27 protein-coding genes, 1 tRNA gene and 1 pseudogene are annotated in these 23,938 nt (G+C 57.4%); 16 read left to right on the top strand and 13 right to left on the bottom strand.

What is annotated here, in order from left to right; all coding sequences use genetic code 11:
• The first annotated feature begins 236 nt into the window (after positions 1 to 236).
• The 3 genes from U862_RS0112475 (at position 237) to U862_RS0112465 (ending at position 3,858) form a co-directional block, all read left to right on the top strand.
• A complete protein-coding gene (locus U862_RS0112475) occupies positions 237 to 1,430 on the top strand; it encodes a CaiB/BaiF CoA-transferase family protein (RefSeq protein ID WP_025110706.1) in 1,194 nt (397 codons plus the stop codon).
• A complete protein-coding gene (locus U862_RS0112470; RefSeq protein ID WP_025110705.1) occupies positions 1,427 to 2,353 on the top strand; it encodes a hydroxymethylglutaryl-CoA lyase in 927 nt (308 codons plus the stop codon). Before U862_RS0112475 ends, U862_RS0112470 begins: the two co-directional genes overlap by 4 nt.
• Positions 2,354 to 2,526: 173 nt before the next feature.
• Complete coding sequence (locus U862_RS0112465; protein WP_025110704.1) at positions 2,527 to 3,858, top strand: MFS transporter; 1,332 nt, start codon at positions 2,527 to 2,529, stop codon at positions 3,856 to 3,858.
• A gap of 147 nt (positions 3,859 to 4,005) precedes the next feature.
• On the opposite strand, the gene U862_RS0112460 is transcribed toward U862_RS0112465, so the two are convergent.
• Complete coding sequence (locus tag U862_RS0112460; protein WP_025110703.1) at positions 4,006 to 4,494, bottom strand: DMT family transporter; 489 nt, start codon at positions 4,492 to 4,494, stop codon at positions 4,006 to 4,008.
• 77 nt (positions 4,495 to 4,571) lie between these two features.
• On the opposite strand from U862_RS0112460, the gene U862_RS0112455 reads away from it, so the two are divergent.
• Positions 4,572 to 5,486, top strand: a complete 915-nt coding sequence (locus U862_RS0112455; protein WP_025110702.1) for a LysR family transcriptional regulator — start codon at positions 4,572 to 4,574, stop codon at positions 5,484 to 5,486.
• A gap of 10 nt (positions 5,487 to 5,496) precedes the next feature.
• Here the strand turns inward: U862_RS0112455 and U862_RS29595 are convergent, their stop codons facing one another.
• Positions 5,497 to 5,778, bottom strand: a complete 282-nt coding sequence (locus U862_RS29595; RefSeq protein ID WP_081794878.1) for a type II toxin-antitoxin system RelE/ParE family toxin — start codon at positions 5,776 to 5,778, stop codon at positions 5,497 to 5,499.
• The gene (locus U862_RS0112450) at positions 5,768 to 6,007 is read right to left on the bottom strand and encodes a CopG family ribbon-helix-helix protein (protein ID WP_025110701.1); all 240 of its coding nucleotides are present in this window, start codon (positions 6,005 to 6,007) and stop codon (positions 5,768 to 5,770) included. Before U862_RS0112450 ends, U862_RS29595 begins: the two co-directional genes overlap by 11 nt.
• A gap of 108 nt (positions 6,008 to 6,115) precedes the next feature.
• Here U862_RS0112450 and U862_RS0112445 point away from each other — a divergent pair, with 108 nt between their 5' ends.
• The 6 genes from U862_RS0112445 (at position 6,116) to U862_RS0112425 (ending at position 10,251) form a co-directional block, all read left to right on the top strand.
• Positions 6,116 to 6,832: a hypothetical protein gene (locus tag U862_RS0112445; RefSeq protein WP_025110700.1), complete on the top strand. Its 717-nt coding sequence runs from the start codon at positions 6,116 to 6,118 to the stop codon at positions 6,830 to 6,832.
• Between the two features lie 3 nt (positions 6,833 to 6,835).
• Positions 6,836 to 7,252 (top strand): fosfomycin resistance glutathione transferase, encoded by a 417-nt coding sequence (gene fos / locus U862_RS0112440; RefSeq protein WP_025110699.1) that lies wholly within the window; start codon positions 6,836 to 6,838, stop codon positions 7,250 to 7,252.
• A gap of 61 nt (positions 7,253 to 7,313) precedes the next feature.
• On the top strand, positions 7,314 to 7,952 hold the full coding sequence (locus U862_RS0112435; RefSeq protein ID WP_025110698.1) for a LysE family translocator: 639 nt from the start codon (positions 7,314 to 7,316) through the stop codon (positions 7,950 to 7,952).
• Positions 7,953 to 8,031: 79 nt separating this feature from the next.
• Complete coding sequence (locus tag U862_RS0112430; RefSeq protein WP_025110697.1) at positions 8,032 to 9,381, top strand: bifunctional diguanylate cyclase/phosphodiesterase; 1,350 nt, start codon at positions 8,032 to 8,034, stop codon at positions 9,379 to 9,381.
• A gap of 118 nt (positions 9,382 to 9,499) precedes the next feature.
• Positions 9,500 to 9,658 carry a KGG domain-containing protein gene (locus tag U862_RS29590; protein WP_003222499.1) on the top strand — a complete coding sequence of 53 codons (159 nt, stop codon included), beginning with the start codon at positions 9,500 to 9,502 and terminating at the stop codon, positions 9,656 to 9,658.
• A gap of 74 nt (positions 9,659 to 9,732) precedes the next feature.
• Entirely contained in the window at positions 9,733 to 10,251 is a 519-nt protein-coding gene (locus U862_RS0112425; protein WP_025110696.1) for a DUF4142 domain-containing protein, read from the top strand.
• A gap of 129 nt (positions 10,252 to 10,380) precedes the next feature.
• Here U862_RS0112425 and U862_RS0112420 read toward each other — a convergent pair whose 3' ends face one another.
• From U862_RS0112420 to U862_RS0112410, 3 genes are all read right to left on the bottom strand, one after another.
• Positions 10,381 to 10,791: a low affinity iron permease family protein gene (locus U862_RS0112420; protein ID WP_025110695.1), complete on the bottom strand. Its 411-nt coding sequence runs from the start codon at positions 10,789 to 10,791 to the stop codon at positions 10,381 to 10,383.
• A gap of 120 nt (positions 10,792 to 10,911) precedes the next feature.
• Positions 10,912 to 11,451, bottom strand: a complete 540-nt coding sequence (locus tag U862_RS0112415; protein ID WP_025110694.1) for an AidA/PixA family protein — start codon at positions 11,449 to 11,451, stop codon at positions 10,912 to 10,914.
• 128 nt (positions 11,452 to 11,579) lie between these two features.
• On the bottom strand, positions 11,580 to 12,083 hold the full coding sequence (locus U862_RS0112410; RefSeq protein WP_025110693.1) for an inclusion body family protein: 504 nt from the start codon (positions 12,081 to 12,083) through the stop codon (positions 11,580 to 11,582).
• Positions 12,084 to 12,457: 374 nt separating this feature from the next.
• Here U862_RS0112410 and tam point away from each other — a divergent pair, with 374 nt between their 5' ends.
• Entirely contained in the window at positions 12,458 to 13,228 is a 771-nt protein-coding gene (tam, locus tag U862_RS0112405; protein WP_025110692.1) for a trans-aconitate 2-methyltransferase, read from the top strand.
• 148 nt (positions 13,229 to 13,376) lie between these two features.
• Here the strand turns inward: tam and U862_RS0112400 are convergent, their stop codons facing one another.
• The 7 genes and pseudogenes from U862_RS0112400 to U862_RS0112365 all read right to left on the bottom strand — a co-directional run bounded on the left by U862_RS0112400 (position 13,377) and on the right by U862_RS0112365 (position 18,481).
• Positions 13,377 to 14,105: a class I SAM-dependent methyltransferase gene (locus U862_RS0112400; RefSeq protein WP_025110691.1), complete on the bottom strand. Its 729-nt coding sequence runs from the start codon at positions 14,103 to 14,105 to the stop codon at positions 13,377 to 13,379.
• 161 nt (positions 14,106 to 14,266) lie between these two features.
• A pseudogene (locus U862_RS30270) lies at positions 14,267 to 14,431 on the bottom strand (type II toxin-antitoxin system HicB family antitoxin); the annotation flags it as partial.
• Positions 14,432 to 14,611: 180 nt separating this feature from the next.
• Positions 14,612 to 14,685: transfer RNA gene (locus U862_RS0112385), tRNA-Gly, on the bottom strand.
• A 158-nt stretch (positions 14,686 to 14,843) separates the two neighbouring features.
• Positions 14,844 to 15,728 carry an alpha/beta fold hydrolase gene (locus U862_RS0112380; RefSeq protein ID WP_025110688.1) on the bottom strand — a complete coding sequence of 295 codons (885 nt, stop codon included), beginning with the start codon at positions 15,726 to 15,728 and terminating at the stop codon, positions 14,844 to 14,846.
• Positions 15,729 to 16,044: 316 nt separating this feature from the next.
• Entirely contained in the window at positions 16,045 to 16,737 is a 693-nt protein-coding gene (locus tag U862_RS0112375; protein ID WP_025110687.1) for a pseudouridine synthase, read from the bottom strand.
• A gap of 33 nt (positions 16,738 to 16,770) precedes the next feature.
• Entirely contained in the window at positions 16,771 to 17,001 is a 231-nt protein-coding gene (locus tag U862_RS0112370; protein ID WP_025110686.1) for a cysteine-rich CWC family protein, read from the bottom strand.
• Positions 16,994 to 18,481 (bottom strand): sensor domain-containing diguanylate cyclase, encoded by a 1,488-nt coding sequence (locus U862_RS0112365; RefSeq protein ID WP_025110685.1) that lies wholly within the window; start codon positions 18,479 to 18,481, stop codon positions 16,994 to 16,996. Before U862_RS0112365 ends, U862_RS0112370 begins: the two co-directional genes overlap by 8 nt.
• 244 nt (positions 18,482 to 18,725) lie before the next feature.
• Between U862_RS0112365 and U862_RS0112360 the strand changes: the two genes are divergently transcribed.
• From U862_RS0112360 to U862_RS29185, 5 genes are all read left to right on the top strand, one after another.
• Positions 18,726 to 18,989: a hypothetical protein gene (locus tag U862_RS0112360; protein ID WP_025110684.1), complete on the top strand. Its 264-nt coding sequence runs from the start codon at positions 18,726 to 18,728 to the stop codon at positions 18,987 to 18,989.
• Positions 18,990 to 19,168: 179 nt separating this feature from the next.
• Entirely contained in the window at positions 19,169 to 19,567 is a 399-nt protein-coding gene (locus tag U862_RS0112355) for a hypothetical protein (RefSeq protein ID WP_025110683.1), read from the top strand.
• Between the two features lie 149 nt (positions 19,568 to 19,716).
• The gene (locus U862_RS29580; protein WP_256214674.1) at positions 19,717 to 20,979 is read left to right on the top strand and encodes a glycosyltransferase family 4 protein; all 1,263 of its coding nucleotides are present in this window, start codon (positions 19,717 to 19,719) and stop codon (positions 20,977 to 20,979) included.
• A gap of 36 nt (positions 20,980 to 21,015) precedes the next feature.
• A complete protein-coding gene (locus U862_RS0112350) occupies positions 21,016 to 21,876 on the top strand; it encodes a hypothetical protein (RefSeq protein WP_025110682.1) in 861 nt (286 codons plus the stop codon).
• Between the two features lie 2 nt (positions 21,877 to 21,878).
• On the top strand, positions 21,879 to 23,933 hold the full coding sequence (locus tag U862_RS29185; protein ID WP_256214673.1) for a calcium-binding protein: 2,055 nt from the start codon (positions 21,879 to 21,881) through the stop codon (positions 23,931 to 23,933).
• The last annotated feature ends 5 nt before the right edge of the window (positions 23,934 to 23,938 follow it).

The following is a 23,938-nucleotide window of genomic DNA, read 5'->3' as shown; positions in this document are numbered from 1 at the left end:
TTCAGGCCTCTTCGTGAGCAAGCCCGCTCCCACAGGGGTTGATGGCAGCCAAACAATTTGAATGCACCACAAAAACCTGTGGTAGCGAGCTTGCTCGCGAAGGCGGCTTTGAATCCACCACATGCGTTGCGAGCGTTCGTGTTTCGAGAACGGTCATTGCCGAGAGAAGGCTGGATTGCTTCGTTCCACGTCCTCTAGCCTTGGCTGACTATTCCAAGAACAAGAGGTAACTCGCGATGACTGCCCCCTTGAGTGCGATCAAAGTGATTGAGATCGGCACCCTGATCGCCGCCCCCTTTGCCGCGCGCATGTTTGCCGAATTCGGCGCCGAAGTGATCAAGATCGAAACCCTGGGTCAGGGCGATCCGCTGCGCAAATGGCGCAAGCTGCACGAAGGCACCTCGCTGTGGTGGTACCTGCAATCGCGCAACAAGAAATCCCTGGCACTCAACCTCAAGTCCGCCGAAGGCATCGAACTGGTCAAGCAACTGGCCAGCGACGCCGATGTGATCATCGAAAACCTGCGCCCCGGCGCACTGGAGAAACTCGGTCTGGGCTGGGACGTCCTACACGCGCTGAATGCCAATCTGACCCTGGTGCGCATTTCCGGCTACGGCCAGACCGGCCCGTATCGCGATCGCCCCGGTTTCGGTGCAATCGGCGAAGCGATGGGCGGCATCCGCTATACCACCGGTACACCCGGCTCGCCACCGGCGCGGGTAGGGGTCAGCCTCGGCGATTCGCTGGCCTCGCTGCACGCGGTAATCGGCGCGCTGATGGCGTTGCTGGTGGTCAAGACGGGGCAGGGTGGTGGGCAAGTGGTCGATGTCTCGCTGGCCGAAAGCGTGTTCAACGTCATGGAAAGTCTGGTTCCGGAATACGACATGCTCGGGCATGTCCGTGAACGCAGCGGCGGCGCCTTGCCCGGGATTGCTCCGTCCAATACCTACCTGACGTCTGATGGTGCCTACGTGGTGATCGCCGGCAACAGTGACCCGATCTACAAGCGGCTGATGCGCACCATCGGCCGCGATGACCTGGCCGATGCCGAGGAATTCGCCCACAACGACGGTCGTGCGGTGAAGAGCGGTTTGCTTGACGCGGCCATCACCCACTGGACCAGCAGCCTGCCGATAGACGATGTACTGGCGGCGCTTGAAGCCGCCGAAGTCCCCGCAGGGCGCATCTATTCCGTGGCCGACATTGTGGCAGATCCGCATTATCAGGCGCGGGACATGTTGCTCCACGCCGAGCTTCCCGGTGGCGCCACGGTGAAGATGCCGGGCATCGTGCCGAAGCTCTCGGAAACCCCCGGCGAGGTGAACTGGTCGGGCCCCAGACTCGGCCAGCACACAGATACTGTTCTGGCTGGCCTCGGTCTGACTGAACTCGATATTCAGCGCCTGAAACGCCAAGGGGTGGTGCAATGATCTCTGACTATTCGCAAACCCTGATAGTCCAGGAAGTGTCGCCACGCGACGGGTTGCAGATCGAGCCGACATGGGTGGAAACCGCTGACAAGATCGCCTTGATCAATCAACTGTCCCTGGCCGGGTTCAGCCGCATCGAGGCGGGTTCATTCGTGTCGCCAAGTGCCATTCCGGCATTGCGTGACGGCGAACAAGTCTTCACCGGCATTCAGCGTCAGGCGGGGGTTATTTACGTTGCACTGATCCCCAACCTCAAAGGCGCGCAGCGCGCACTGGAAGCAGGCGTCGATGAGCTGAATCTGGTGATGTCCGCCAGCCAGACGCACAACCTGGCCAACATGCGCATGCGCTGTGAGGCTTCGCTGGCGGCGTTCGGCGATATTGTCGCATTCACCATCGGCTCCGATGTGCAACTCAATGGCAGCATCGCCACCACCTTCGGTTGCCCTTTCGAAGGCAGGATCGACGAGGACCGCGTACTGCAGATCGTCGAGGCTTATCAGGAACTCGGCATCCGTGGCATCACCCTCGCCGACACCACTGGAATGGCCAATCCGCGACAGGTGGAGCGACTGGTGCGCCGAGTCTTGCAGCGGGTTTCGCCGATGGATCTGACCCTGCATTTCCATAACACCCGAGGTCTGGGGTTGTGCAATGTGCTGGCGGCCTATGAGGCCGGTGCGCGACGTTTCGATGCGGCGCTGGGTGGCCTCGGCGGCTGCCCGTTTGCCCCGGGTGCGTCGGGCAATATCTGCACTGAAGACCTGGTGAACCTGTGCGATGAAGTCGGCATTTACACCGGTATCGACTTGCCGTTGCTGCTGAAGCTGTCCCGAGGTTTGCCGGACCTGCTGGGCCACGAAGTCCCCGGCCAACTGGCCAAGGCCGGCCGTAATTGCGACCTGCACCCGATCCCCACCTGAATCCACAAATCCCTTTTGTAGGAGTGAGCCTGCTCGCGATAGCGTTGTATCAACCGCCGCCTATGTTGCCTGACACACCAGTATCGCGAGCAGGCTCACTCCTACAGTTTAAAACTCAGACCAGACAACAAAAACAATCGGACGCCCACCGGCAGTCCGCCTGGAGAAACCCTATGAGCCTCAATGTAATGGAGGCGGACGCTCGTTCGTCCGTCGATAACGATGCCGAAAAAGCCCTGGTCAGCAAAGTCGCCTGGCGCCTGATGCCGCTGATCATGGTCTGCTACCTGTTCGCTTTTTTCGACCGCATCAACATCAGCTTCGCCAAGTTCCAGTTACAGGCCGACCTGAGTTTGAGCGACACCGCTTATGGCCTCGGCGCAGGCCTGTTCGTGGTCGGTTACGTGCTGTTCGAGGTGCCGAGCAACATGATGCTGTACAAGGTTGGCGCGCGGCGCTGGATTGCACGAATCATGATGTCCTGGGGTGTGGCAACGGCGGCAATGGTCTTCGTCAACAGCGAATGGCAGTTCTACGCGTTGCGTTTCGTGATCGGCGCGATGGAAGCCGGTTTTGCGCCGGGTGTGCTGTATTACCTGACGCTGTGGTTTCCGCAGCACTTCCGTGGGCGCATCACGTCGATGTTGTTTCTCGCTTCGGCGTTTGCCGGTCTGGTCGGCGCGCCGTTCTCCGGTCTGGTGCTGGAACACCTCGATGGCATGATGCAATTGCGTGGTTGGCACTGGCTGTTCCTGCTCGGTGGCGTGCCATGTATCGGCCTCGGTTTTCTGGTGCTGATGTTGCTCAAGGATCGTATCGAAGATGCTCATTGGCTGACCGCGGACGAGAAGAAGCTGCTGTCCAGCCGCATCGCCCAGCATGAACCGCACTTGGGCGGCGGTTCGTTGCTGGCGGCGTTGAAGATTCCGGGGTTTCTGACCTTGGGCCTGATCTACTTCCTGATCCAGGTAGCGTCCTACGGCTTGAATTTCTGGGCGCCGCAACTGATCCGCAGCGCGGGTACCGAGAGCCCGGTGATGATCGGTCTGCTGACGGCCATTCCCTATGTTTGCGGTGCGATCAGCATGGTGGTGATCGGACGCCTTTCAGACGCTACCGGTGAGCGGCGCAAGTTTGTCGCAGGCCTGGTGATCGTCGGTGCGATCGGTTTCTTCAGCGCCGGGATTTTCGCCAGCCACACGACGTTCCTGATCGTCGCGCTCGGCTTGCTGGGCGCCGGCATCATTGCTTCGATTCCAAGCTTCTGGACCCTGCCGCCGAAGTTGCTGGCCGGCGCTGGCGCCGGCGCGGCAGGGGGAATTGCAGTGATCAATACGCTCGGGCAATTCGGCGGCATTGTCAGCCCGGTGATGGTCGGGCGAATCAAGGACCTGACTGGCAGCACGACACCGGCGTTGTATGTGATTGGTGTGGCAGCACTGATTGCCGCCGCGTTGCTGTTGTGGGGCTTGCCGCAGAAACTGCGTACGCTCGACAAGTATTGAAGTTGTAGGCGTCTGCAATGACGCCTTCGCGAGCAGGCTCGCTCCCACAGTTGTTCGCATTTCGTCAGTAGAATGCGGTCACATGTGGGAGCGAGCCTGCTCGCGAAGACTGACTTCCAGACACTGAAAAATCATGGATTCATAACCTCAGTCAACAGCCACTCCATTGCTCTCAAACACCCCGCCGAACTGAATCAACACCACCCCGCCAATCAGCAACAACGCCCCCAACAGCCGCGACACCGTCAGCTGTTTCTCCACCAGCCCAAACAACCCGAAGTGGTCCAGCACCATCGACGCGATCACCTGCCCGGCCAGCGCCAGCGCAACAAACCCCGACGCCCCCAGCTTCGGCAGCAACATCACTGCCAGCGCCACAAAACACACGCCAAATGCACCCCCGGCCCACATCCACAGCGGCGCCTTGCTGATAAAGCCCAGCGACGGCAGCGGCAGGCGCAACGCCAGAATCACCGGCAATAACAGCAACACGCTGACCAGCAGCGACGCCAGCGTGGCCCATAACGGATGCCCCAGCCCCCGCGCCAGATTACTGTTGATCGCGCTCTGGAACGGCACCACCGCCCCGGCAAACGCGGCCAGCAGCAACAGGCCGGCCCACTGCAACGTACTCATGATCACTCTCCAACAGGTTTTGCTGGACTCTAAGGTATTCGTCGCGCAGATTTAAATTCCGTTTTGTCATCCAGAACATGCACAAGATGAATGATCTGCGCCGTATCGATCTGAACCTGCTGGTGATCCTCGACGCCTTGCTCAGCGAGCAACACGTCACCCGCGCCGCCGAGCGGCTGCACTTGAGCCAACCCGCAGTCAGCCATGCCCTGGCGCGTCTGCGCGACTTACTCGGCGATCCGCTGCTGGTGCGCGCCGGTTCGACCCTGGTGCCCACGGCGCGGGCGCTGGAGCTGGTCGCGCCACTGACCGAAGCGCTGGCTCAGGTGCAGTCGCTGCTGGCGCCCAATACTTTCGATCCGGCCACTGCGCGGCGGACCTTTCGCGTGGCGATGTCAGACTATGGCGCGGCGATCATCCTGCCCGGATTGATCCGCACCCTGCGCCGCGAAGCCCCGGGCATCGACCTGCAAATCAGCCACGCCAGCCGCGAGGGCATGCTGGAAGGTGTGCTCAACGGTGACATCGACGTGGCTGCCGGGGTGTTCCCGGAAATGCCCAACGAATTACGCAGCAGCGTGCTGTTCGAAGAGCGCTACGTCTGCCTGCTGGATCGCCGCAGCTTGTCGGCCGACGGGGTTCTGGATTTACCGACCTACCTGTCGCGCCCGCACGTTCTGCTGGAAATGCGCGGCAGCGGCACTCCGGAAATCGAACGGGCATTGACCTCACTGCGCGAGCGCCGCCGCGTCGCCATCAGCCTGCCGCACTGGAACGTCGCTCCCCAGTTGATCAGCGGTACGGATTTGATTCTCACCGTGTCGTCGCGCAGTGTGCGTGAGATTGATCAGCAGGAATTGATCGTGTTGCCGCCCCCGTTCGAGATCGCGCCGTTCACGTTTGTGCTGGCGTGGCATAGGCGCCGGGGTGCGGATCAGGCGTTGAACTGGTTGAATCGCAGGATTGAGGAGGGGATGAGGCGTGATACTTGAGTATCCATTACTACATGCTGGGAGGAAGCCGGCGAGTATGGAATATGCGCAGAACCTGGAGTCGGCCCTGACGAACCCGGTATGGAATCAGATAGGGGCGATCAGGTAGCACCCATTCTCTTGTTCCTGCCAGACGCCCCTCGCGTCCGGAAGCAGGAAAGCGCGCGAGATGATCGACGCAGTCGAGAATGGCCTGGACGAACTCTGAAGCAGCTTTCGGATTTTCAATCGCGATGTAAGCAGCCTCGTCATCAAGATTTTTTAGCGCGGTACGGAGCCACTCAACGCGCATTGGCATTCCACTTGTTGGCGACGGCCCTGACTTCATCGGCAGACGCGAAATCGCCGGCGTCGGCTTCTTTCAGCGCTTGCTGGATTTCCTCGATTTGCCAGGCTTCCCGCGCGAGGTACTCGCGAAGGGCATCCACGGCCAAATACGACTTGCTACGCCCGGTCGCCTTGGCGAGGTTGGCGAGGGTGTCGGCAATTTCATCGGGAAGACGCAAAGACATGACGGACATGATGGTCTCGGGGTAGTGATTTGTAGTGCAACATACTACAGCGTCATACTTGGACCCGCCTGCCATTCGTCTAACAACAGCGCACCCGACTTTTATCAAGGAAGAAACATGACCTGCAGAAACACTTTCCTCATGGCTTTCGCATTGCTGGCCATCACCACCCACGCCCAAGCCGCCTGCACCACCAAGAGTTTCGACGGCAAATCCATGTCGCGCTGCAACGTCTGGCCGGCGTTCCCGAGTCAGGCGATTTCGGTCAAATCCACCTACCTGGCCGATTCCGGCGGCGACGATGCCGGGGCGTTCGACCTGGACCTGGCGCTCCTCAATGCCAGCAACGCCAAACCCATCGCTACTTACCATAAGCCGGGCGCCTACAACTCGGATGCCGTGCGTCTTGACGATGTGCGCATCGATACGGCGCGCTACCGCCTGACGCCGGATATCCGCGCGTTTGGGCTGCGAGCGAAATTCGTGCACAGTTCTCATGCCATTCCCTACGAGAAAACCGATCTGGCGCTGTATGTGCGCGAGGGTGACAGCTTGCGCCCGGTGCTTGAGGGCCTGGTGGTCTTCAAGGACAACGGTGAGTTCGTGAATAACTGCGAGGGCTACAGCAAAAAAATCCGCCGAACGCTCGAGATCGCTCCATCAAGCCACAATGGCTTCGCCGATCTGATCGTCACCACCAGCGGCAGCAAAATGAAAAACACCCAGTCCGCAGGTCAGTGCGTTTCGAACACCACCGAGCTGAAGAAAAAACAGATCACCCTGACTTACGATGGCCAGCAGTACATCGTTCCTGAAGACCTCAGAGGTTACTGACCCATGCTCACCGGCCTCAATCACCTGACCCTCGCCGTCAGCGACTTGCCCCGCAGCCTGGCGTTCTACCGCGAGGTGCTGAATCTGCGCGTCGAGGCCACGTGGGACACCGGTGCCTATCTGTCGTTGCCGGGGCTGTGGTTGTGCCTGTCGCTGGACGCGCAGCGCGCTGGCGAGCCATCCGTCGACTACACCCATTACGCATTCAGCCTTGATCAGGCGGATTTCCTGCCGTTCGTGCAAAAGCTGAAAACGGTCAACGTGCGGGAATGGCGCGACAACCGCAGCGAAGGTGCGTCGTTCTACTTCCTGGACCCGGACGGGCACAAGCTCGAAGCCCACGTTGGCGGTCTGGCATCGCGACTGGCCGCGTGTCGGTTGAAACCGTACGCCGGCATGCGTTTTTACGACGAGTCGTGAACAGACACATTGGCCTGATATAGACTGGCCACCACGTGTACTGGCGCCTTGCAGGTTTTCCATGACTCCATCGTTGCTTATGGCCGTTCTGGCCTCGGGTTTTATCTATGGCATCACGCCGGGGCCGGGCGTGCTGGCGGTGTTCGGCATCGGCGCGGCGCACGGGCGGCGGGCCGGGGCAGGTTTTCTCTGTGGGCACCTGCTCGGTGATGTGGTCTGGTGCAGTACCGCGTTGATTGCGATTGTCGGCGCCCGGGAAATCGGCAGCACCGCGTTTGATGTGCTCGGCGTGCTCAGCGGTTTGTACCTGTTCTGGCTCGGCTGGCGTGCAGTGCGGGCCAAACGGCGCAGCGATGATCAGCCCCAGGGCGCGGCGCGTCAGCCGTTCTGGCACGGCATCCTGTTCGGCCTGACCAATCCCAAGGCTTACCCGGTGGCGGTCGCGACGTTTACCGCGTTGCTGTCGAGCCGCGCCGAACTGCTCAATTGGTCGATGCTGCCGGCGCTGATCGCCTTGAGCTTTTTCGGCGGTTTGCTGGCCTACGCTATTCTGATTGGCGTTGTCGGTGCCCGGCGGGTGCGTACGCTGTATCAACGTCATGAACTGATGATCACCCGCCTCTGTGGTGTGATGTTCATCGGTTTTGCGATCAATGCGCTGGTGCATGCGCTGCCGGGATTGCTGCCGAACAAGGCTTGACGCTGGAAGCATGGATGCGCGATCAAAAGGTCAGGGATGGTGGATCATTGCTGCATTGCCCGGACACCCACGCTGAACCATGGAAAGCCGAAATTCCGCGCCGCTGGCGAGTTATATGGACCTGTTGCTGGACGCCGTCTGTGCAGTGGACAAGCAGGGCCGTTTTGTTTTTGTCAGCGCCGCCTGCGAGCGTATTTTTGGTTACACGCCAGACGAGTTGATCGGCCAGGCGATGATCGAGCTGGTGCACCCGGCCGACCGTCAGCGCACCCTTGCAGCGGCCCACGACATCATGGGCGGCGAACCCAAACACAACTTTGAAAACCGCTACGTGCGCAAGGACGGCCGCATCGCGCACATTCTGTGGTCGGCGCGTTGGTCCGAGGTCGATCAGCTGCGCATCGCCGTGGCCCGCGACATCACCGAGCGCAAGCAGGCCGAATCGCGACAGGCGGCGTTGTATGCGATTTCCGAAGCGGCGCATGTCGCCGAAGACCTGCTGGCGCTGTTCAAGCGTATTCACCTGATCATCGGCGAGTGGTTGCCGGCGCTGAACTTCTCCGTGGCGCTGTACGACGAACACTGCGCGCAGCTGAATTTTCCTTATCACGTCGACGATCACGAATTGCAGCCCGAGCAACCGGGCACTGTCACCGGACGCCTGTGTGCGGAAGTCATCCGCAGCGGCCAGCCGATTCTGCTGACACCTGATAGCCCCGATTCACCGCCTGATTTCGCCGCACTGGTGGCCGGGCAGGACTCACCGTGCTGGCTCGGCGTGCCGCTGAACTCGAAAAACGGCACCATCGGCGCGCTGATCGTCAAAAGCCTGCCGGGTGGTGAACGTTACACCGAACAGGACAAGGAACTGCTGCAATACGTCTGCGCCCAGGTCGCCACCGCCATCGAACGCCAGCAGTTGCACGCGCGGCTGCGGCGCATGGCGCAGTACGATCAGTTGACTCAGTTGCCCAATCGCGAACTGCTGAAAGACCGGCTCAAGGCTGCGCTGGCTGGCGCCCGCGAGGTCTCGGGCAACATGGCGCTGCTGTACGTCGATCTGGATCGCTTCAAGCAGGTCAACGACACGTTCGGGCACGCGGTCGGCGACATGTTGTTGCAAACGGTGGCGAATCGGCTCAAGGGCTGCGTGCGCGATACCGATACCGTGGCGCGTATTGGTGGCGACGAATTCGTCGTGCTGTTGCACAGCGTGCAAGCGGCCGAAGATGCCGACAGCGTGGCCGCAAAGATCCGACAGGTGCTGGTCCAGCCGATGCGCCTGGACGGCCACAACCTGCACATCGAGCCAAGCATCGGCGTGGCCCGCTATCCCGAGCATGGCAGCGAGGAACAGCAACTGTTTCGGCATGCGGACCAAGCGATGTACGCCGCCAAACGCCTCAATCATCGGACGGTGGACATCTGAAACATGCCGCGCCGTTCGTCGCGGCGCGGGCAACTTTTCTAAACCTTTATCGGTCTGGCAATTCTCAATCTAGGCGGGCACCTGCTCGCCAACGATCAACACCAAGAGGAAGAGAATCATGCCTAATTCAAGAAACTCGAACTCGGGAAACTTTGCCAACGATCGAACGAAGGCGTCTGAAGCCGGTCGCAAAGGTGGGAAAACCACCACTACGACGGTCGACAAAGAGCCTGCGAAAACTGAAATGGGCCGCAAGCCTGCTCAGAAGTCGAAGTAGTCGGTAAGGTCGTTTTGATTGAGAGGCGGGGGCGCAAGCTCCCGCTTGAATTTGAAGAGAAGGAGGGCGCGACCATGAGCCGGATGGCCACCCAGGTACGTCGTTTCAGTTTTGTCACGTTGTTGGGACTGTTCGCCAGCAGTGCGTTCGCCAGCGGCGCCGCTGCCCAGTCGCCTGCCGATTTCATCAACGATGCTTCGGCCAAAGGCATGGCCGACATCGAAGCCAGTCGTCTGGCCCATCAGAAGTCCGAATCCAAAGAGGTCAAGGACTACACCATCGTGGTCATCAATGACCGCACCACGGCCAACCAGCATCTGGCGAAGATCGCGAAAAAACTCGACCTGCCGATCGCTCCCCGTGAAGAAATCGCCGACAAGGCCAAAACCATGATCCCTCAGGTCAAGGACGGTGAAACCTTCGATCAGGCCTACGCCGCGAGTCAGGTGAAAGCCACCGAAGAAGCCATCCAGCAGATTCAGGAGGAGGCGCAAACCACCGACGTGCCGGAGATCAAGGCATTTGCCGACGAGACCCTGCCGAAGCTGCAAAACCATCTGGAAATGGCCCGGGCGCTGCAGGCCAGCCGCTGATCAGGGTTTGATTTCCTGTGGCGAGGCAGCTTGCTCGCGCCGGGCTGCGCAGTTGGCCTTCTCATAGCCGCTTCGTGATCCCGCGGGAGCACGCTCCCTCGCCACAACCAAGGCATGCCAGTACCGTGATTAGCAGTCATTCAGATCCTGCTTCGGTTTGCTCTTTTCCCCCAACCCGTCGAGGTTGAACACCTCGCTTTCGCCCAGGCTGCGGTAATGCTTGCGTAGCGCCTCCAGTTGCTTGAGGTCCAGCGATTCCAGCCCGAGCATCGCGTTCTGCGCTTCCTTGTTCACACGCAACAACTCATCGAGCTTAAGGTGCAGGATGTCGGTGTCGCGGTTCTGTGTGTTCTGGATCAGAAACACCATCAGAAACGTGATGATCGTGGTCGAGGTGTTGATGATCAGTTGCCAAGTGTCGTTGAAATGGAAAAAAGGCCCACTCAGTCCCCAGAGAAAAATCAGGACCAACGCCCCCATGAAGGTTTTCGGGCTACCGGCCCACAGTGCCAGGGTCTGGGAAATCTTCGCGAATTTCATTGCCGTGTTCCTTATTGGGATTGCCTGAAGTTCAGACAGTGACGGCGTAGCGAAAATTCTGTTTATTGCAGGCGTGCCCCTGAAATGCCGGTCTTGCGACCGGCTTCGACAGGCATACGCTCAGGACGTCAGTTCAACTCCAACCTGCCACTGAAAGTATCCCGCCACTTCACACTGCTGGTTGACCAGCATGAATCCCAATTCGCACTGGGTGGTACCAGGTGCTTTAGGGGTGCATGTCCAGAAGTGGTCGTCCGCTTTGCGACTGCCTGGCACGGACGGAGATTCAGGGTTGGGCGCTGGGACGGTAAGGCCGGTGTGTACTTCCAGTTGGGGAGCGGTAAGAACGCTGCTGTTGTCGGCGGTCATGCGGTAGGCAACCACGCTGTGCTCGGCGATCAGGCTGACGCTTCTTGCACGAAAATGGATGTCACGGCCCATCTCGACAATGACTTTAGTAGCGCTGTCATTTGTAACTATTTTTTTTGATTTGCTGCTTGTGCTGAAAAAGATCAGTCCATCGGGAATTTCCGTCGGGTTCGCCGGGTCCTGGCTGGGTGTCGGATAGCGCGAAAGCAGAGATTCGGCATCGACGATCAGCAACACATTCTGTGCGGTGGTGACGGCAGATGAAGGGGACGGGATCGGTTCGGAAGTCATCATGGATTCCTTTCATGACGTCGCTACAAACTGGCGGCCGCTTCGGTCAAGGCAAGACATCCTGTTCCAGCCGGGGCGGCGGCATCGGATCGGTGGAGCCCCTCGTTGCCAAGGGGCCCGGTACATCGTCAGTTGTGAATGGAAATGAACGGATCCCACGAGCAGCAGCCGATGATCTGGCAGTTGCGATCGACGATCAGGAAGTGGAAGTGATAGGTCACACGGCCACAATCCAGGGTCTCGGATGACCAGTAATGGTTATCGACTTTCTGGCAGCTTGGCACGGACGGATTGCTGGTGTTCGGCACAGCAACGCAGGCGCTTGCCTTGCGCGGCGAGGGTGGGGAGATCAGGTCGGCCCCGGCGTTACCGATGAATTTGTAGAAAATCACCGCCTGTTCGAAACTCTGCGACAGGCTGGTTTCACGCCAGCGGATCAGGTCGCCGACCTGCGCCTTGAGGTCCAGTTCGCCACCGGCCTGGCCACTGACGACGTTATCCTGATTGGTGACCATGTACACATGATGCCAGTCGATCAGCGTGGGATTCTTCGGATCCTTGCTGATGTTTGGATACTTTTTCAAAATGGTTTCAGTGTCGATGGAAACCAGGATATCCGTAACTCGAGACATGGTGAGGCTCCTTTTTCATAGTGAACGTCGGACTGCAATCCAGGCACGACGATGCTTGCTTGCCGTACGGCTTTTGCGAGCACACTACTGGGGGAACCCACCGGTCACGAGAGATGAGCAGGCCGTGCTCCTTGCACGAAACTGGATGTAATCGGGTTCCTTCCGATTGCCGCAAATTGACTATAGGTAGGATTCTTTAGCTGTCAAAAACGCTTGTGTTTGGCTCGACGGACGGTCGCAAAATGCATAGGGGTCGACGAATTGGCGATAAGCAGGGCGTCGGCGGACACCGTTTGCAATGAGTCGCTCTGGAACAGCTCACCGGGCTGCCTGTATCGTGACGAACCGCTGGAATGTCCCGACAGGAGAACGCAATGAGTTGGTCCGCCAAACAATACGTCGCTTTCGAAGATGAACGCACCCGCCCGGCCCGCGATCTGCTGGCGGCGATTCCCACGGTCCAGGCCCGATCGGTGGTCGATATCGGTTGCGGCCCGGGTAACTCCACCGAGCTGTTGGTGCAGCGTTTTGAACAGGCTCGGGTCAGCGGCCTGGACAGCTCGCCGGACATGATTGATGCCGCGCGCAAGCGCTTGCCGCAGTTACAGTTCGAGGTGGCCGAGATCGACCGTTGGGCTGATGCCGGTCCGTTCGATGTGATCTTCGCCAACGCCGTGCTGCAGTGGCTGCCGGATCACGCGACGCTGTTGCCGGCGCTGGCCGATAAACTGTCCCCGGGCGGCAGCCTGGCGATCCAGATGCCGGACAATCTCAATGAGCCTTCCCATCGGCTGATGCGCGAAGTCGCCGCCAACGGCCCGTGGGCCGCCAAACTGGCTGGCGCCGCCGGGCAGCGCACCGAGATGGCGAGTGCCAGCGATTACTTCTCGATGTTGCGTCCGCACTGTTCGCGGGTCGATGTGTGGCGCACAACCTATCATCATCAATTGGCGGGTGGCGCGGCGGGCGTGGTGGAATGGTTCAAGGGCAGTGGCTTGATTCCGTTTCTGAGCCCGCTGACCGAAGACGAGCGGGCGCAATATCTGCAGCAGTATCTGGCGGCGGTTGCCGAGGCGTATCCAGCGTTGTCTGATGGTTCGGTGCTGCTGCCGTTTCCACGGCTGTTCATCGTCGCGACTCGCTGAGGCTTGACTTGAACTCCCCCCACCCAAAGGGAGATGTGCAAGCTTTTCAAATCCTGAGTTCGACTCGAACTTCCACGTCGGCGCAGCTCACCGAAAACAACCCGGTCAGTCCCCTCTCCCTCTGGGAGAGGGTTAGAGGGAGGGGCTTTCAGCGTTGCACCGCCACCAACATCATCATCGGCCGTTCCCGCTCTTCAGCCAGCGCCGGTTGTGCTACCACTTCAGCATCGCTCGGCCCCCATTCGTTGACGTGGCGAATAGTGAACCCAGCCTCAATCAGTGAATTCAACAGCGTGCCAATCGTACGGTGCTGCTTGATCACTCCCTCGGCCAGCCAGTTAGTCACCCGCTCGCCCTCCAACTGATAACTGTCCAGCGGCCAGCGCTTGTGGCCGTCGCTGTCTATCAGCCAACCCGGCGTGCGCGGGGCCATGAAGATCGGATGCTCAATGGAAAACACAAAGTGCGAACCGGGTTTCAGCGCCGCGTACAGATGAGTGAACAGTCCGGGCAAATCCTTGATGTAGTGCAGCGCCAGCGAACTGTAGGCCATATCGAAACTGCGGGCCGGCAAGTCGAGATGCTCAAGGTCGGCGCGCTCGTAGCGAATGTTCGCAGCGGTGGTGGTGTCGCGCGCGCGTTCGAGCATCTTTTCCGAGACATCCAGCCCCAGCACATTGGCGGCGCCATGTTCACTGGCCCAGCGGCAGAACCAGCCATACCCGCAGCCGAGGTCGACCACATTCAAGTCGTCCATCGAGGGCAGCAGCGCCTTGAGCGCCGGCCACTCCGGCGCGGCATCAAGACCGCCGATGGAGCGGTTCATCTGGCTGTAACCGTGGAAAAATTCGGGGTCGTCGTAAATGTTTTGCGTCATGGAGAAGTACTCTTTTGAGTTCAGTCAGCAGCAGCATAGTGGCCGCGCCATGGAGTCCCTCGAAAGTGAAAACGCGTATTCGTCGATGGCCGCGCAGGGGAGGGTGGTGGGAGATGGGCAAATGCTAGCGGACAGCCGGTTTTGCATTCAACCTTCCAGCAGACCTTCAACGCAGCCGGCGCCATAAACCCCGAATGGCTCTTCTCTTCCGGGTGATGAAGCACGTATTCATCAATGCGGTTGAGCAGATAGCCGCGCAGCGTCGCGACGGCATCATCAAGATCATCGCCGGCGGAAGAACAGCCGGGAATATCCGGTACTTCCACCCTTTGTTTTGCTCGATGGCAAGAGTCAGTCCAGGCACGGGCGTGGAGTTGAGATGATGGGGGGGTGCAGACCTTTACGAGCCAATGTGAGTAAATCCCAGACACAAAAAAACCGACTATCAAGGCCGGTTTTTTGTGTCTGCATCCCCCGTCATAAGCACAACGTGAGACCCAATTGAGTGGAGCGGGTAGAGGGAATCGAACCCTCAACTAAAGCTTGGGAAGCTTTCGTTTTGCCACTAAACTATACCCGCTCAGAGCGGCTGACTTTGTACCAGACTCGGGCGCGGATTTGAAGTTTTTCTTTTGCTCGCAGCGCGTTACAGCGAGGAAAACGGTCATTCGCGGGCGAATCTGCAGGGTAATCGATGCTGGTTTTCAGCCCCGGAGACTCGCTCGCGACGACACTTTTTCAAATGGCCAGTGCATGGTGATCCTGAACGAACGAGTAACGCGTTCGACTCGGCTGCCGAGACGGTTTCAGGAAACCGAGCAGGGCGTTCTGGCTATCGCGGCACGCGGCCTTGTGCTCCATGTCGAGGAAGTGCCCGGTGGCCTGCAACGTGGTGAAAGTACTGTGCGCTACGTGGTTGCCGAATATCCGTGCGTCTTCGGCGGCGGTGTATTCATCCCATTCGCCGTTGAGGAACAGCACCGGCACATTGATCTTCTTCGCCGCATTCAAATAGCACTGGCGATCGCTGTGCAGTACGTCACTGATATGGAAGTGCATCTGCCCGTATTCGTGCTCGGCCAGGCTGCTGACGTGACGATAATTGAAGCGCTTGAACAGTGACGGCAGGTGTTTGCCGATGGTGTTGTTGACCAGGTGCCCGACGCGGTCGCCATCGCGCTGGCCGAGGTAATCGACACCGCGCTCCAGGTAATCAAGCATGTGCGCGTTGATCACCGGCGAGAACGAGCTGATCACGGCTTTTTCGATGCGCCGTGGCTGCTGGGCGAGGGCTACCAGGGTGGCCGCGCCGCCCCAGGAAAACGACAGCACGTGTTCGGCGCCGAAGTGGTCGATCAGCTCCAGGAGGATCTGCCCTTCGACTTCCTTCGTCAGATGTTTCTCGTGGCGGTTGTGGACCTTTGACCTGCCCGCGTAGGGTTGGTCGTAGCAAACCACGTTGAATTGCGGGTGCAGGTTTTTCACAGTCTGTGCAAACGACGCAGTCGTGGCCATCGAGCCGTTGACCAGGATGATGGTCTTCTCTGCGGCGTCTGCGCGATAGAACTCCGTGTAAACCCGATACTGACCCTGTATATCCAGCACAGCGATTTCTGGCCTCATGTCATAAGACTCCTGGCAAGCAAGCGGGTATGCGCGCAAATAGAGATTGCACGAGCTTTGTGACAGGTAGGCATACGCCTGGAATTTGCTTGGCCCATGTCGATCCATGACTGCGGTCGACGGGTGTTGTTATTGGCGGGCAGTCTGCCGGCTGAGATGCAGCCCAAGGGGCTTGCGACCGGCAAAAAGTTTCTTGGATGTATGGTGTGACTCGTCGGTCACAATTTGGCCGACGTCCTGATTCAAGCAGTGGGGAAGGGATCGCGCAAGTGCCGTTGGTAAATTGTTCGACAACTTCTGCTGAGCGGTCGCCGGCTTAGAACAAATGGATCTCTTCGGTGCGCAAAGCGCGGTACTCGCCCGGTTTTAGCGCGTCATCGAGCTGCAGCGGCCCCATCGACTCACGGTGCAGGCGCAGCACTTTATTGTTGAAGTGGCCGAACATGCGCTTCACCTGATGGTAACGGCCCTCGACGATGCTCAGGCGCGCCGCCCTTGGCGCGAGCACTTCAAGTTGCGCCGGTTGCGTGGTCAGGTCTTCGAAGGCGAAGTAGATGCCTTCGGCAAACGTGATCGCATATTGCGCCCCGATCTCCTGTTCGGTCTCGACGTAATAGACCTTCGGCAGTTTGGTCTGCGGTTGGGTCAGGCGTCGCGACCAGGTGCCATCGTTGGTGATCAGCATCAGCCCGGTGGTGTTGAAGTCCAGGCGACCGGCAATATGCAGGTCGTCCTTGTCCGGTTCATCGATCAGGTCGAGCACGGTCGGATGCTGCGGATCCCGTGTAGCGCTGACGCACCCCGGCGGCTTGTGCAACATGAAGTAGCGCGCCGTTTTGCCGAGCTGCAGGATTTCTTCGTCGACTTCGACGCGGCTGAATTCCAGCACTTCGCTGTGCGGGTCGCTGACGACTTTTCCGTCGATCCGCACGCGCTTTTCAACCAGCAACAGGCGAACCTGCTGACGGTTGTAGCGGGGCAGGTTGCTGAGGAAACGGTCGACGCGCATGGTCAGGTATCGATGGAAGTCGGGGCGCGCATCTTACGGGATCGGCCGCGCTGCTGCTTGCAGTTGCGCTTCGACCTGAGCACAGCGCGGGCACAGGCAGGATTTGTCGCGCAGTGCCGCAGGCAGCGCTTCGAGCACTGCCGGATCGATGCTCACGCCATAACACCAGCAGGCTCGGTCGGCGGTTCGCGGGTCGGCCAGGCTGCAGTCATTGCGGGCGCCGCAGGCGGGGCAGAGGTCGGGTTTAGCGTCGGTGTCAGGCATAAGTCGAGTGAGGCATTTCCACGCAAGTACGGTTACGGCCAGTTTGCTTGGCCCGGTACATCGCATGATCGGCCCGGGACAGCAGGGTGTGCAAGGTGTCATCTGCTTGCAGGGTGGTGGCACCGATGCTCACGGTCAGACTCAGGCTGTGGCCATCGTAGGCATATTCGTGCTGTTCGACGTGCTGACGGATCTTCTCGGCAATCTTCTGACCGGTGTCGCCGTCGGTGTCCTTCAGCAACACGATAAATTCCTCACCGCCCCAACGGCAGACTATGTCGGAGTGGCGCAGGCAGCTTTGCAGATCCCGGGCGAAACCGATCAGCACCTGATCACCGGCCATGTGTCCGTAGGTATCGTTCAAAGTCTTGAAGTGATCCAGGTCGAGTAACAGCGCAGTCAACGGTTTTGGTTCGCGTTGCGCTTCGTGCAGGGCTTGTGCGGCGAGCAGGTCGAAACCACGGCGGTTGGGCAATTCGGTGAGGCTGTCGAGGGTGGCCTGCGCCTGGATCTTGCGTTGGTAACGGCGGATCACGCGGTTGAGCAGGGCCAGCACGCCCAGCGTCACCAACAGGCAGATCAGCAGGTTCAGGTACAGCGACTGACGAATGTCACTGAGTGCACCGTCTTCGCGCTTGTCGACGAACAGGTACCAGTTCAACTCCGGAATAAACCGCACGTTGAGAAAATGCCCCTGACCGTGAGCGGAATATTCGTAGCTGCCGCTGTGCGGTTTGGGTAACTGACTGACCAGACCCTTCATGCTCTCGAGTTCGCCGAGGCTCTGACCGATCGGCGCGCCTTGCGGCCCGCCCTCGGCACCGGTCAATACCAACCGGCCGAAGGTGTCGACGAAGTACACGCTGCGTTGATAGCGTTGTTGGTATTTGTCGATCAGCTTGATCACCGCGTCCACCGTCAGGCCCACGCCGGCGGCGCCAATGAAGCGGTTGTTGTAGTCGTAGACCTTGTAGTTGATGAAGAACGTCAGGTTGTCCTTGTTGGCGAGGTCCGGGTCGACGTTGATCTCGTACGGGTCTTTCATGTCTCGCACGCGAAAGTACCAGGCATCGCGCGGCTCATCGATCTTCACCTGCTTGAGCACACCTTTGGCGTGGTAGTAAGTGTGGCTGCTGTTGGACACGAAGAACGCGGTGTAGGCGCCGTAGTGGGTCATGACCTCATCGAGGTAACGGGTCATCTGCAGCGGATCTTGTTCACCGTTTACCACCCAGTCACGCATGAAGGTGTCGCGCGACATCATCGAGGAAATCAGGATCGGTCTGACGAGGTCTTTCTGGATTTCCGAGTAGACCGTGTCGGACGTCAGCGGCAGTTCGGTGTTGATGATGCTGTCGCGGATCGATGCCCGCGAGGCGTAATAGCTGAGCAACGAAGTGGCCAGGAAGCCGGCGCCGAGCAGGGCGACCAGTGTCAGAACCAGCGAGCGTTGCGTATACAGCGCAGATCTGTGCGGCATGGGCGATTCCGTTGGCAGATAAGCCGATGGCAGCATTCTAGTGGCACTGCCGGGAAATAACTGCTCCATGCGCGGCGCGAATGGTCGTTCCTGTATTTCTGGACATCCCACAGGGAATTATTGGTCTGAGTGACACCGCTGATCTGAAGCCTGCGCGAGCCCGGCACTTGCCCCAACCCAGACAGTCAAAACTTGTGTCGGCTGCGCTGTCTTGCTGCGGCCGTGGGTCTTTCAGGAGGCCGTCATGAGTATTTCAAAACGTTTGCGTCGCGTGCTGCTGGGCGCCGTGCTCGGTCTGGGCTTGTCCGGTTGTTATTACTACGCCGGTCCTTACGACGCTTATCCCGCCACTTATTACTATCCCGGCTACTACTCGCCTTACTACTACAGCGGCTATTACGGGCCGCGTTACTACGGCGGTGCCCGCTATTACTACGGCGGCTACGGCTATCGCGGCGGCTACGGGCGCGGATATCACGGCGGCGGATATCACGGTGGGCACCACTGATCACCGGCTGAATGACAGCGTTTTCCAAATGAACAGGATTTCATGAATCACTTGTTTCAACTTGTTGCTGAAACGCACCAGATTCGGAAAACGCTGTCAGATAATTCGTCAGTCACCGAATAAACGACTGATGCCTGCCAGCGTCGCTGGTGCGGCTACCCGCGGTCCAGGAGGCCGCCATGTATCGACGAATTCTTCTACTTGCTGCGATGATGTTTTCCGTTGCCGGTTGCGCTCCATATTCCTACGCAGACAGTTATTACAGTTCGCAGGTCTACACCTCACCCGCACCGGCCTACTACAACACTGGCGGCACTTACTACAGCGGTGGCAGCACCTATTACTCGGCCCCGCGCTATTACCAGGCGGCCCCGCGTTACTATCAACCGGCTCCGCGTTACTACTCGGCGCCGCGTTACTACCAGCCAGCGCCGCGCTACTACGAGAGCCGTCGCTGGCACGACAATGACCGCGGGCGCTGGGACGGCCACCGCGGTGGTGGTTGGGACCGCGACCGGGGCGGGCGTGATCATCACGGTAATCGGGGTGACCACGGCGGCCGAGGCGGTCGCTGGTAATCATCCGCAAACAAAAAAGCGGCGCATTGAGCGCCGCTTTTTTTGTGCCTGCGGAAAATGGTGTGGCTTGCTCCATCTCCTAGGACGTTCTCGGAAGCCTCCTACAGTTTTATTTCTGAATGTTTGTTAGCGTTTGTATACGCCTATTGATGTTGGAAGACTTCAATTTTTGGAGCTGCACAAACACGGATGTTTTTTCAGGTATGAATTTACTTATTGTTCATCAGAATTTTCCCGGCCAGTTTCGCCATGTTGCAATGGAGGCGCTGCGGAGACGTTTCAATGTGCTTGCAATTGGGCGTGATACAGCTCCGGGTATGGTTGGGGTGAAATTGCTTCATTATCAATCTTTAATAAAAGGGTTTAATGATGGGCATCCCTATTTACGTTCATATGAAACGGCTGTGTTGGATGGGCAAAGTGTTTTTTGGTTGTTGAAGCAACTCAAGCAAGAGGGCTATCGACCCGATATTATCCTTGCTCATCCCGGGTGGGGTGAAACGCTATTCGCCAAAGACGTATACCCGGACGTGCCGCTGATTCACTTCTGTGAATATTATTATCGAGCGCAGGGTGCGGACTCTGATTTTGATCCTGAATTTCCAAATGCGCCGGACGCTTCGTCAAGACTCAGAGTTTTGAACTCAATGCATCTCTTGAATCTTGATCAGTGTGATATTGGAATTGCGCCTACGCGATGGCAACGTGATCTTTTTCCGAAAATTTATCAGTCTAAAATTCGTGTCATTCATGAGGGTGTTATTCAAGCATCCCATGATGAGACGGTTGAGTCTGTAAGACTACCCAGTGGGCGTGTGATTAAGGCGTGCCAGCCAATAGTGACGTACGTTGCGAGAAACCTCGAACCCTATCGTGGGTTCCATATTTTTATGAGATCCATTTCCTATATTCAGGCTGAGTGTCCAGCCGCACAAATAGTTATCGTTGGCGGAGATGAAGTCAGCTATGGGCGTAGGCCTGTTGGGTATAAGAGCTGGCGAGAACGGATGTTGTCGGAGGTGAGTTGCGATGTTTCCAATGTGCATTTCACAGGGAAACTACCTTACCAGAAATATAGAGCTGTTCTGAACGTTTCAACAGTGCACGTGTACTTGACGTATCCGTTCGTTTTGTCGTGGTCCTTGTTGGAGGCTATGGCGTCTGGCTGTGTGGTAGTCGCTTCTGATACAGCTCCGGTGAAGGAAGTTGTTGTTCACGGACGTAATGGGGTTCTTGCCGACTTTTTCCAGAATGAATCAATAGCGGCGAGCGTATGCAGAGTTCTAAGTTGTCCCAGTGATTTTGAGCATGTCAGAAAAGCTGCACGGCTAACGGCAAGCAGCTTTGATGTCAGTGCTGGTCTGAAGGGGTACTTTCAGGTGTTTGAAGATGCGATGGCTGGTCGGTTCTAACTAGAGTTTTTCGTCATTTTAAAATGGAGATTTGAAATGCTTAAGATTTCTCGCAAGGAAGCCTTTAGACGGTGTAAAGCGTTACTTAAATATGGTCTGGTTTTGCTGGTTTGCTATTGGGGAGTGGATTTTTATATTGAATGGGAGGCGGCGGCAGAGCGCAGGGCGATTTATCAAAAGGAACAAGGGGACTGCAGTAAAAAACTGGCGGGTATGGAGCAGGTTCCTATCCGGGGCGGCAGCTTGCTTGATCGGACTCGGATACCCGGTTTTTATTTCGGATCGACTTTGAAGAGTGACGGGTCATGTATTGCCGATGTTCTTGAGGGTTCGTTTTGGTGGACGGGAACCGAACTTCGTACGGAGTATGAGTTGAGCGGGATAGAAAAGCCTTCCAATTGGGGGTATTTCCAGGTTGCTGCCAGACTCTACACCCGGAAGGAGCGCACTGAGCCGCATACGATGGGCGGACGGCATGTTGATTGGCCGGATGATTTGATTGTGAAACTTAAAAAATATCCGGGGTTAGAGCTTTGGCTTGACGCTTCTCCACCTAGTTCAAAAAATGATTTTCTCATTACAACATTCGTTATGCATAACTGGCGGCGACATGACGGAACACCTCGGACGATAAGTTGTGATGGTTTGAATTATCCTGGTGACAGGGTTAAAGCAGCGGGTTTGGGTAGGCAAGACTTGTTGAAGCTTAATAAAGCGCAATTAGAGAATTTGGATTTTGGCGAGTTGCAGACCCGCTGCACGGTCGAACTCTACAGTTTTGATTTCTCAGGTGGGGATGGACGCGTCAGCTTAAGTACTCGTTCGTTGCGTGGCGCTCCTGAAGCACTAAAATTTGTCAGCGAATATCTGTCACGTTCCATAATTGCAGGGAAGTAACTATGAGCTATATTTATGATGGTTTAGAAAGAGCATTAATTTTGAAGGTCGCGAACTCTTGTGCTGGAATGCGGTTTACCCAGCGTGATGAGAAGTTTATAGCTTTGGCGGAAGAAGGGAGAAGCTGCGCTTCCTTTTATCAGTGTTTATCTGATGTTATCGGCGAAAAGATTTCCGGTAATGTTACTTTTGACGGTGATGTAATAAATATTTTTAAGAGTGCCAAACTTTGGCTCGATGTTGCGATTGACGCCAACGGCGGGCAAGGTGCTTACTCTGCATTGATTCGCGCCTACACCCTGCGGCAGGGCGAGCTTAGACTAGATAAGAAATTTACTGAAGCAAGGATGCAAGAGTCCTCTAATCAGGTTGCTGTAAACTTTATGAACACGCTGCTGTACGGTTCAGCTAAAGACGATTTGGCTCCTTGGACAGTACCTTCAATCAGTCAGATAGCCGCCATTGATGCGAGCGCCATTGGGAAAGTCTTATTTCATGATGAAAATGGCGAAGACGATACCGCTACAAGCCGTAACGCCGGTTGGTCAGGAACAATCGGGTCCAGCCTGTTAGGTGGCAAACCCCCGTATGAAACCTGGAGATTAATTTCCGCAGGCGACCCCAGCTCAGAAATAAAAGGCAGTCATGAGCTGGCTAAAGTTAATAGGTTCGATGATTTCAAGAATATTCTATTTGCCATCGATTCATACAGTGTCGGCCTTCGCGCCGCGATCAATAACTTTGGTCTCAATGTGCTTGAGAGCGTGTTTTCGGTAGTGCCTGAGCAAATAAAAGTTGCAATGGCCAGTGGGAACACCAATCCATTAATTCAGTACGTGGTGAAAGGCACACCTGTTTCGCCCATCGTTGATCTGATATTGCGATATGGCGTAAATGCTTTTTTTGACATGTTCAGGCGAACATACGACGGCGGCTTTAATGCCGCGCCCACCACGGAGGAAACGCTCGCGACCAACGCGTACGCATTTTTCTCAGCGTTTACACCGACTCAATCCCAAAGCATCGTTACCAAGACCATTGGAGAGTACGGCAGCGTCACCGCGTGGACAAAGCAAGCCAGCCAAGCAACGCCAATCGGCCAAGCATTACGAAACTCGCTTAAACAGCTAAGTGAAATAGTCATAGAGCGAGATGACGGGTTCCCTGGTCGCGAGCTGGAGCTTTATGACCCCATCACTGGCGAAGGTTTTATTACCGAGCAGTGGATTTCTGATCGCGCAGAAATGTTGGCCCGGTTGATTTCCAGAACCCATGGCTCATTCGGAAAAAACACACTACAGAAGTTTTCCTTCACCGATCTCGCCTCGGGGAAACAGGCACCCATGACGACTGGCGTATCTAACCCGTTGGTGATGTTCGGTGATGACGGAGGGCGATCTTTCGGTGGCACGACAAATGCCGATCATCTATATGGCGGCGCAGGCAATGATTCGATCAATGGACTGGCGGGTAACGACGTTATCGAAGGTGCTCGCGGCAACGACTCGTTAAGCGGTGGCGACGGCAATGACGCGCTATACGGGATGGAGGGGGATGATGTTTTGAACGGCGGCAGGGGCAATGATTCTCTGACGGGTGGCCATGGGAATGACCGGTACGAGTTTGCCAGCGGTGACGGAATCGATGAGATTTTCGATTCAAATGCTGATGGGCAGTTGTTGATAAACGGCCTTCCGATTCCCGCCCTTGAACGCAGCGCGCCTCTAAGCAATACGTGGTTTACGGAAGATCAAGCCATAACGTTGACGCTCATCGAAGAACTTGTTGAGAGCACGCTGAACATCAAATACGGCCGGAGCGATCTGATTGTCGTAAAGCACTACAGGCCCGGGATGTTGGGCATAGTGCTCCCGGATTACGAAGCACAATCCTGTTCTGCCCCCGATTTGGTTGTTCAAGGTGACTGGAAAGCGAAAGATAGCGATCCGGATGTGCCGGGTGATCAGCCCTCTTATGATGACTTGGGCAATGCAGTGCTATTGCCCAAGGTAAAACACCGGAACAAGTCTGACGTACTTTACGGGTCACCGTGGTAACGAAT

The organism is Pseudomonas sp. H1h, from assembly GCF_000633255.1.
Lineage (GTDB): Bacteria > Pseudomonadota > Gammaproteobacteria > Pseudomonadales > Pseudomonadaceae > Aquipseudomonas.
Note: the sequence above shows the minus strand (reverse complement) of the source record. Positions and strands in the feature narration are given on the sequence as shown.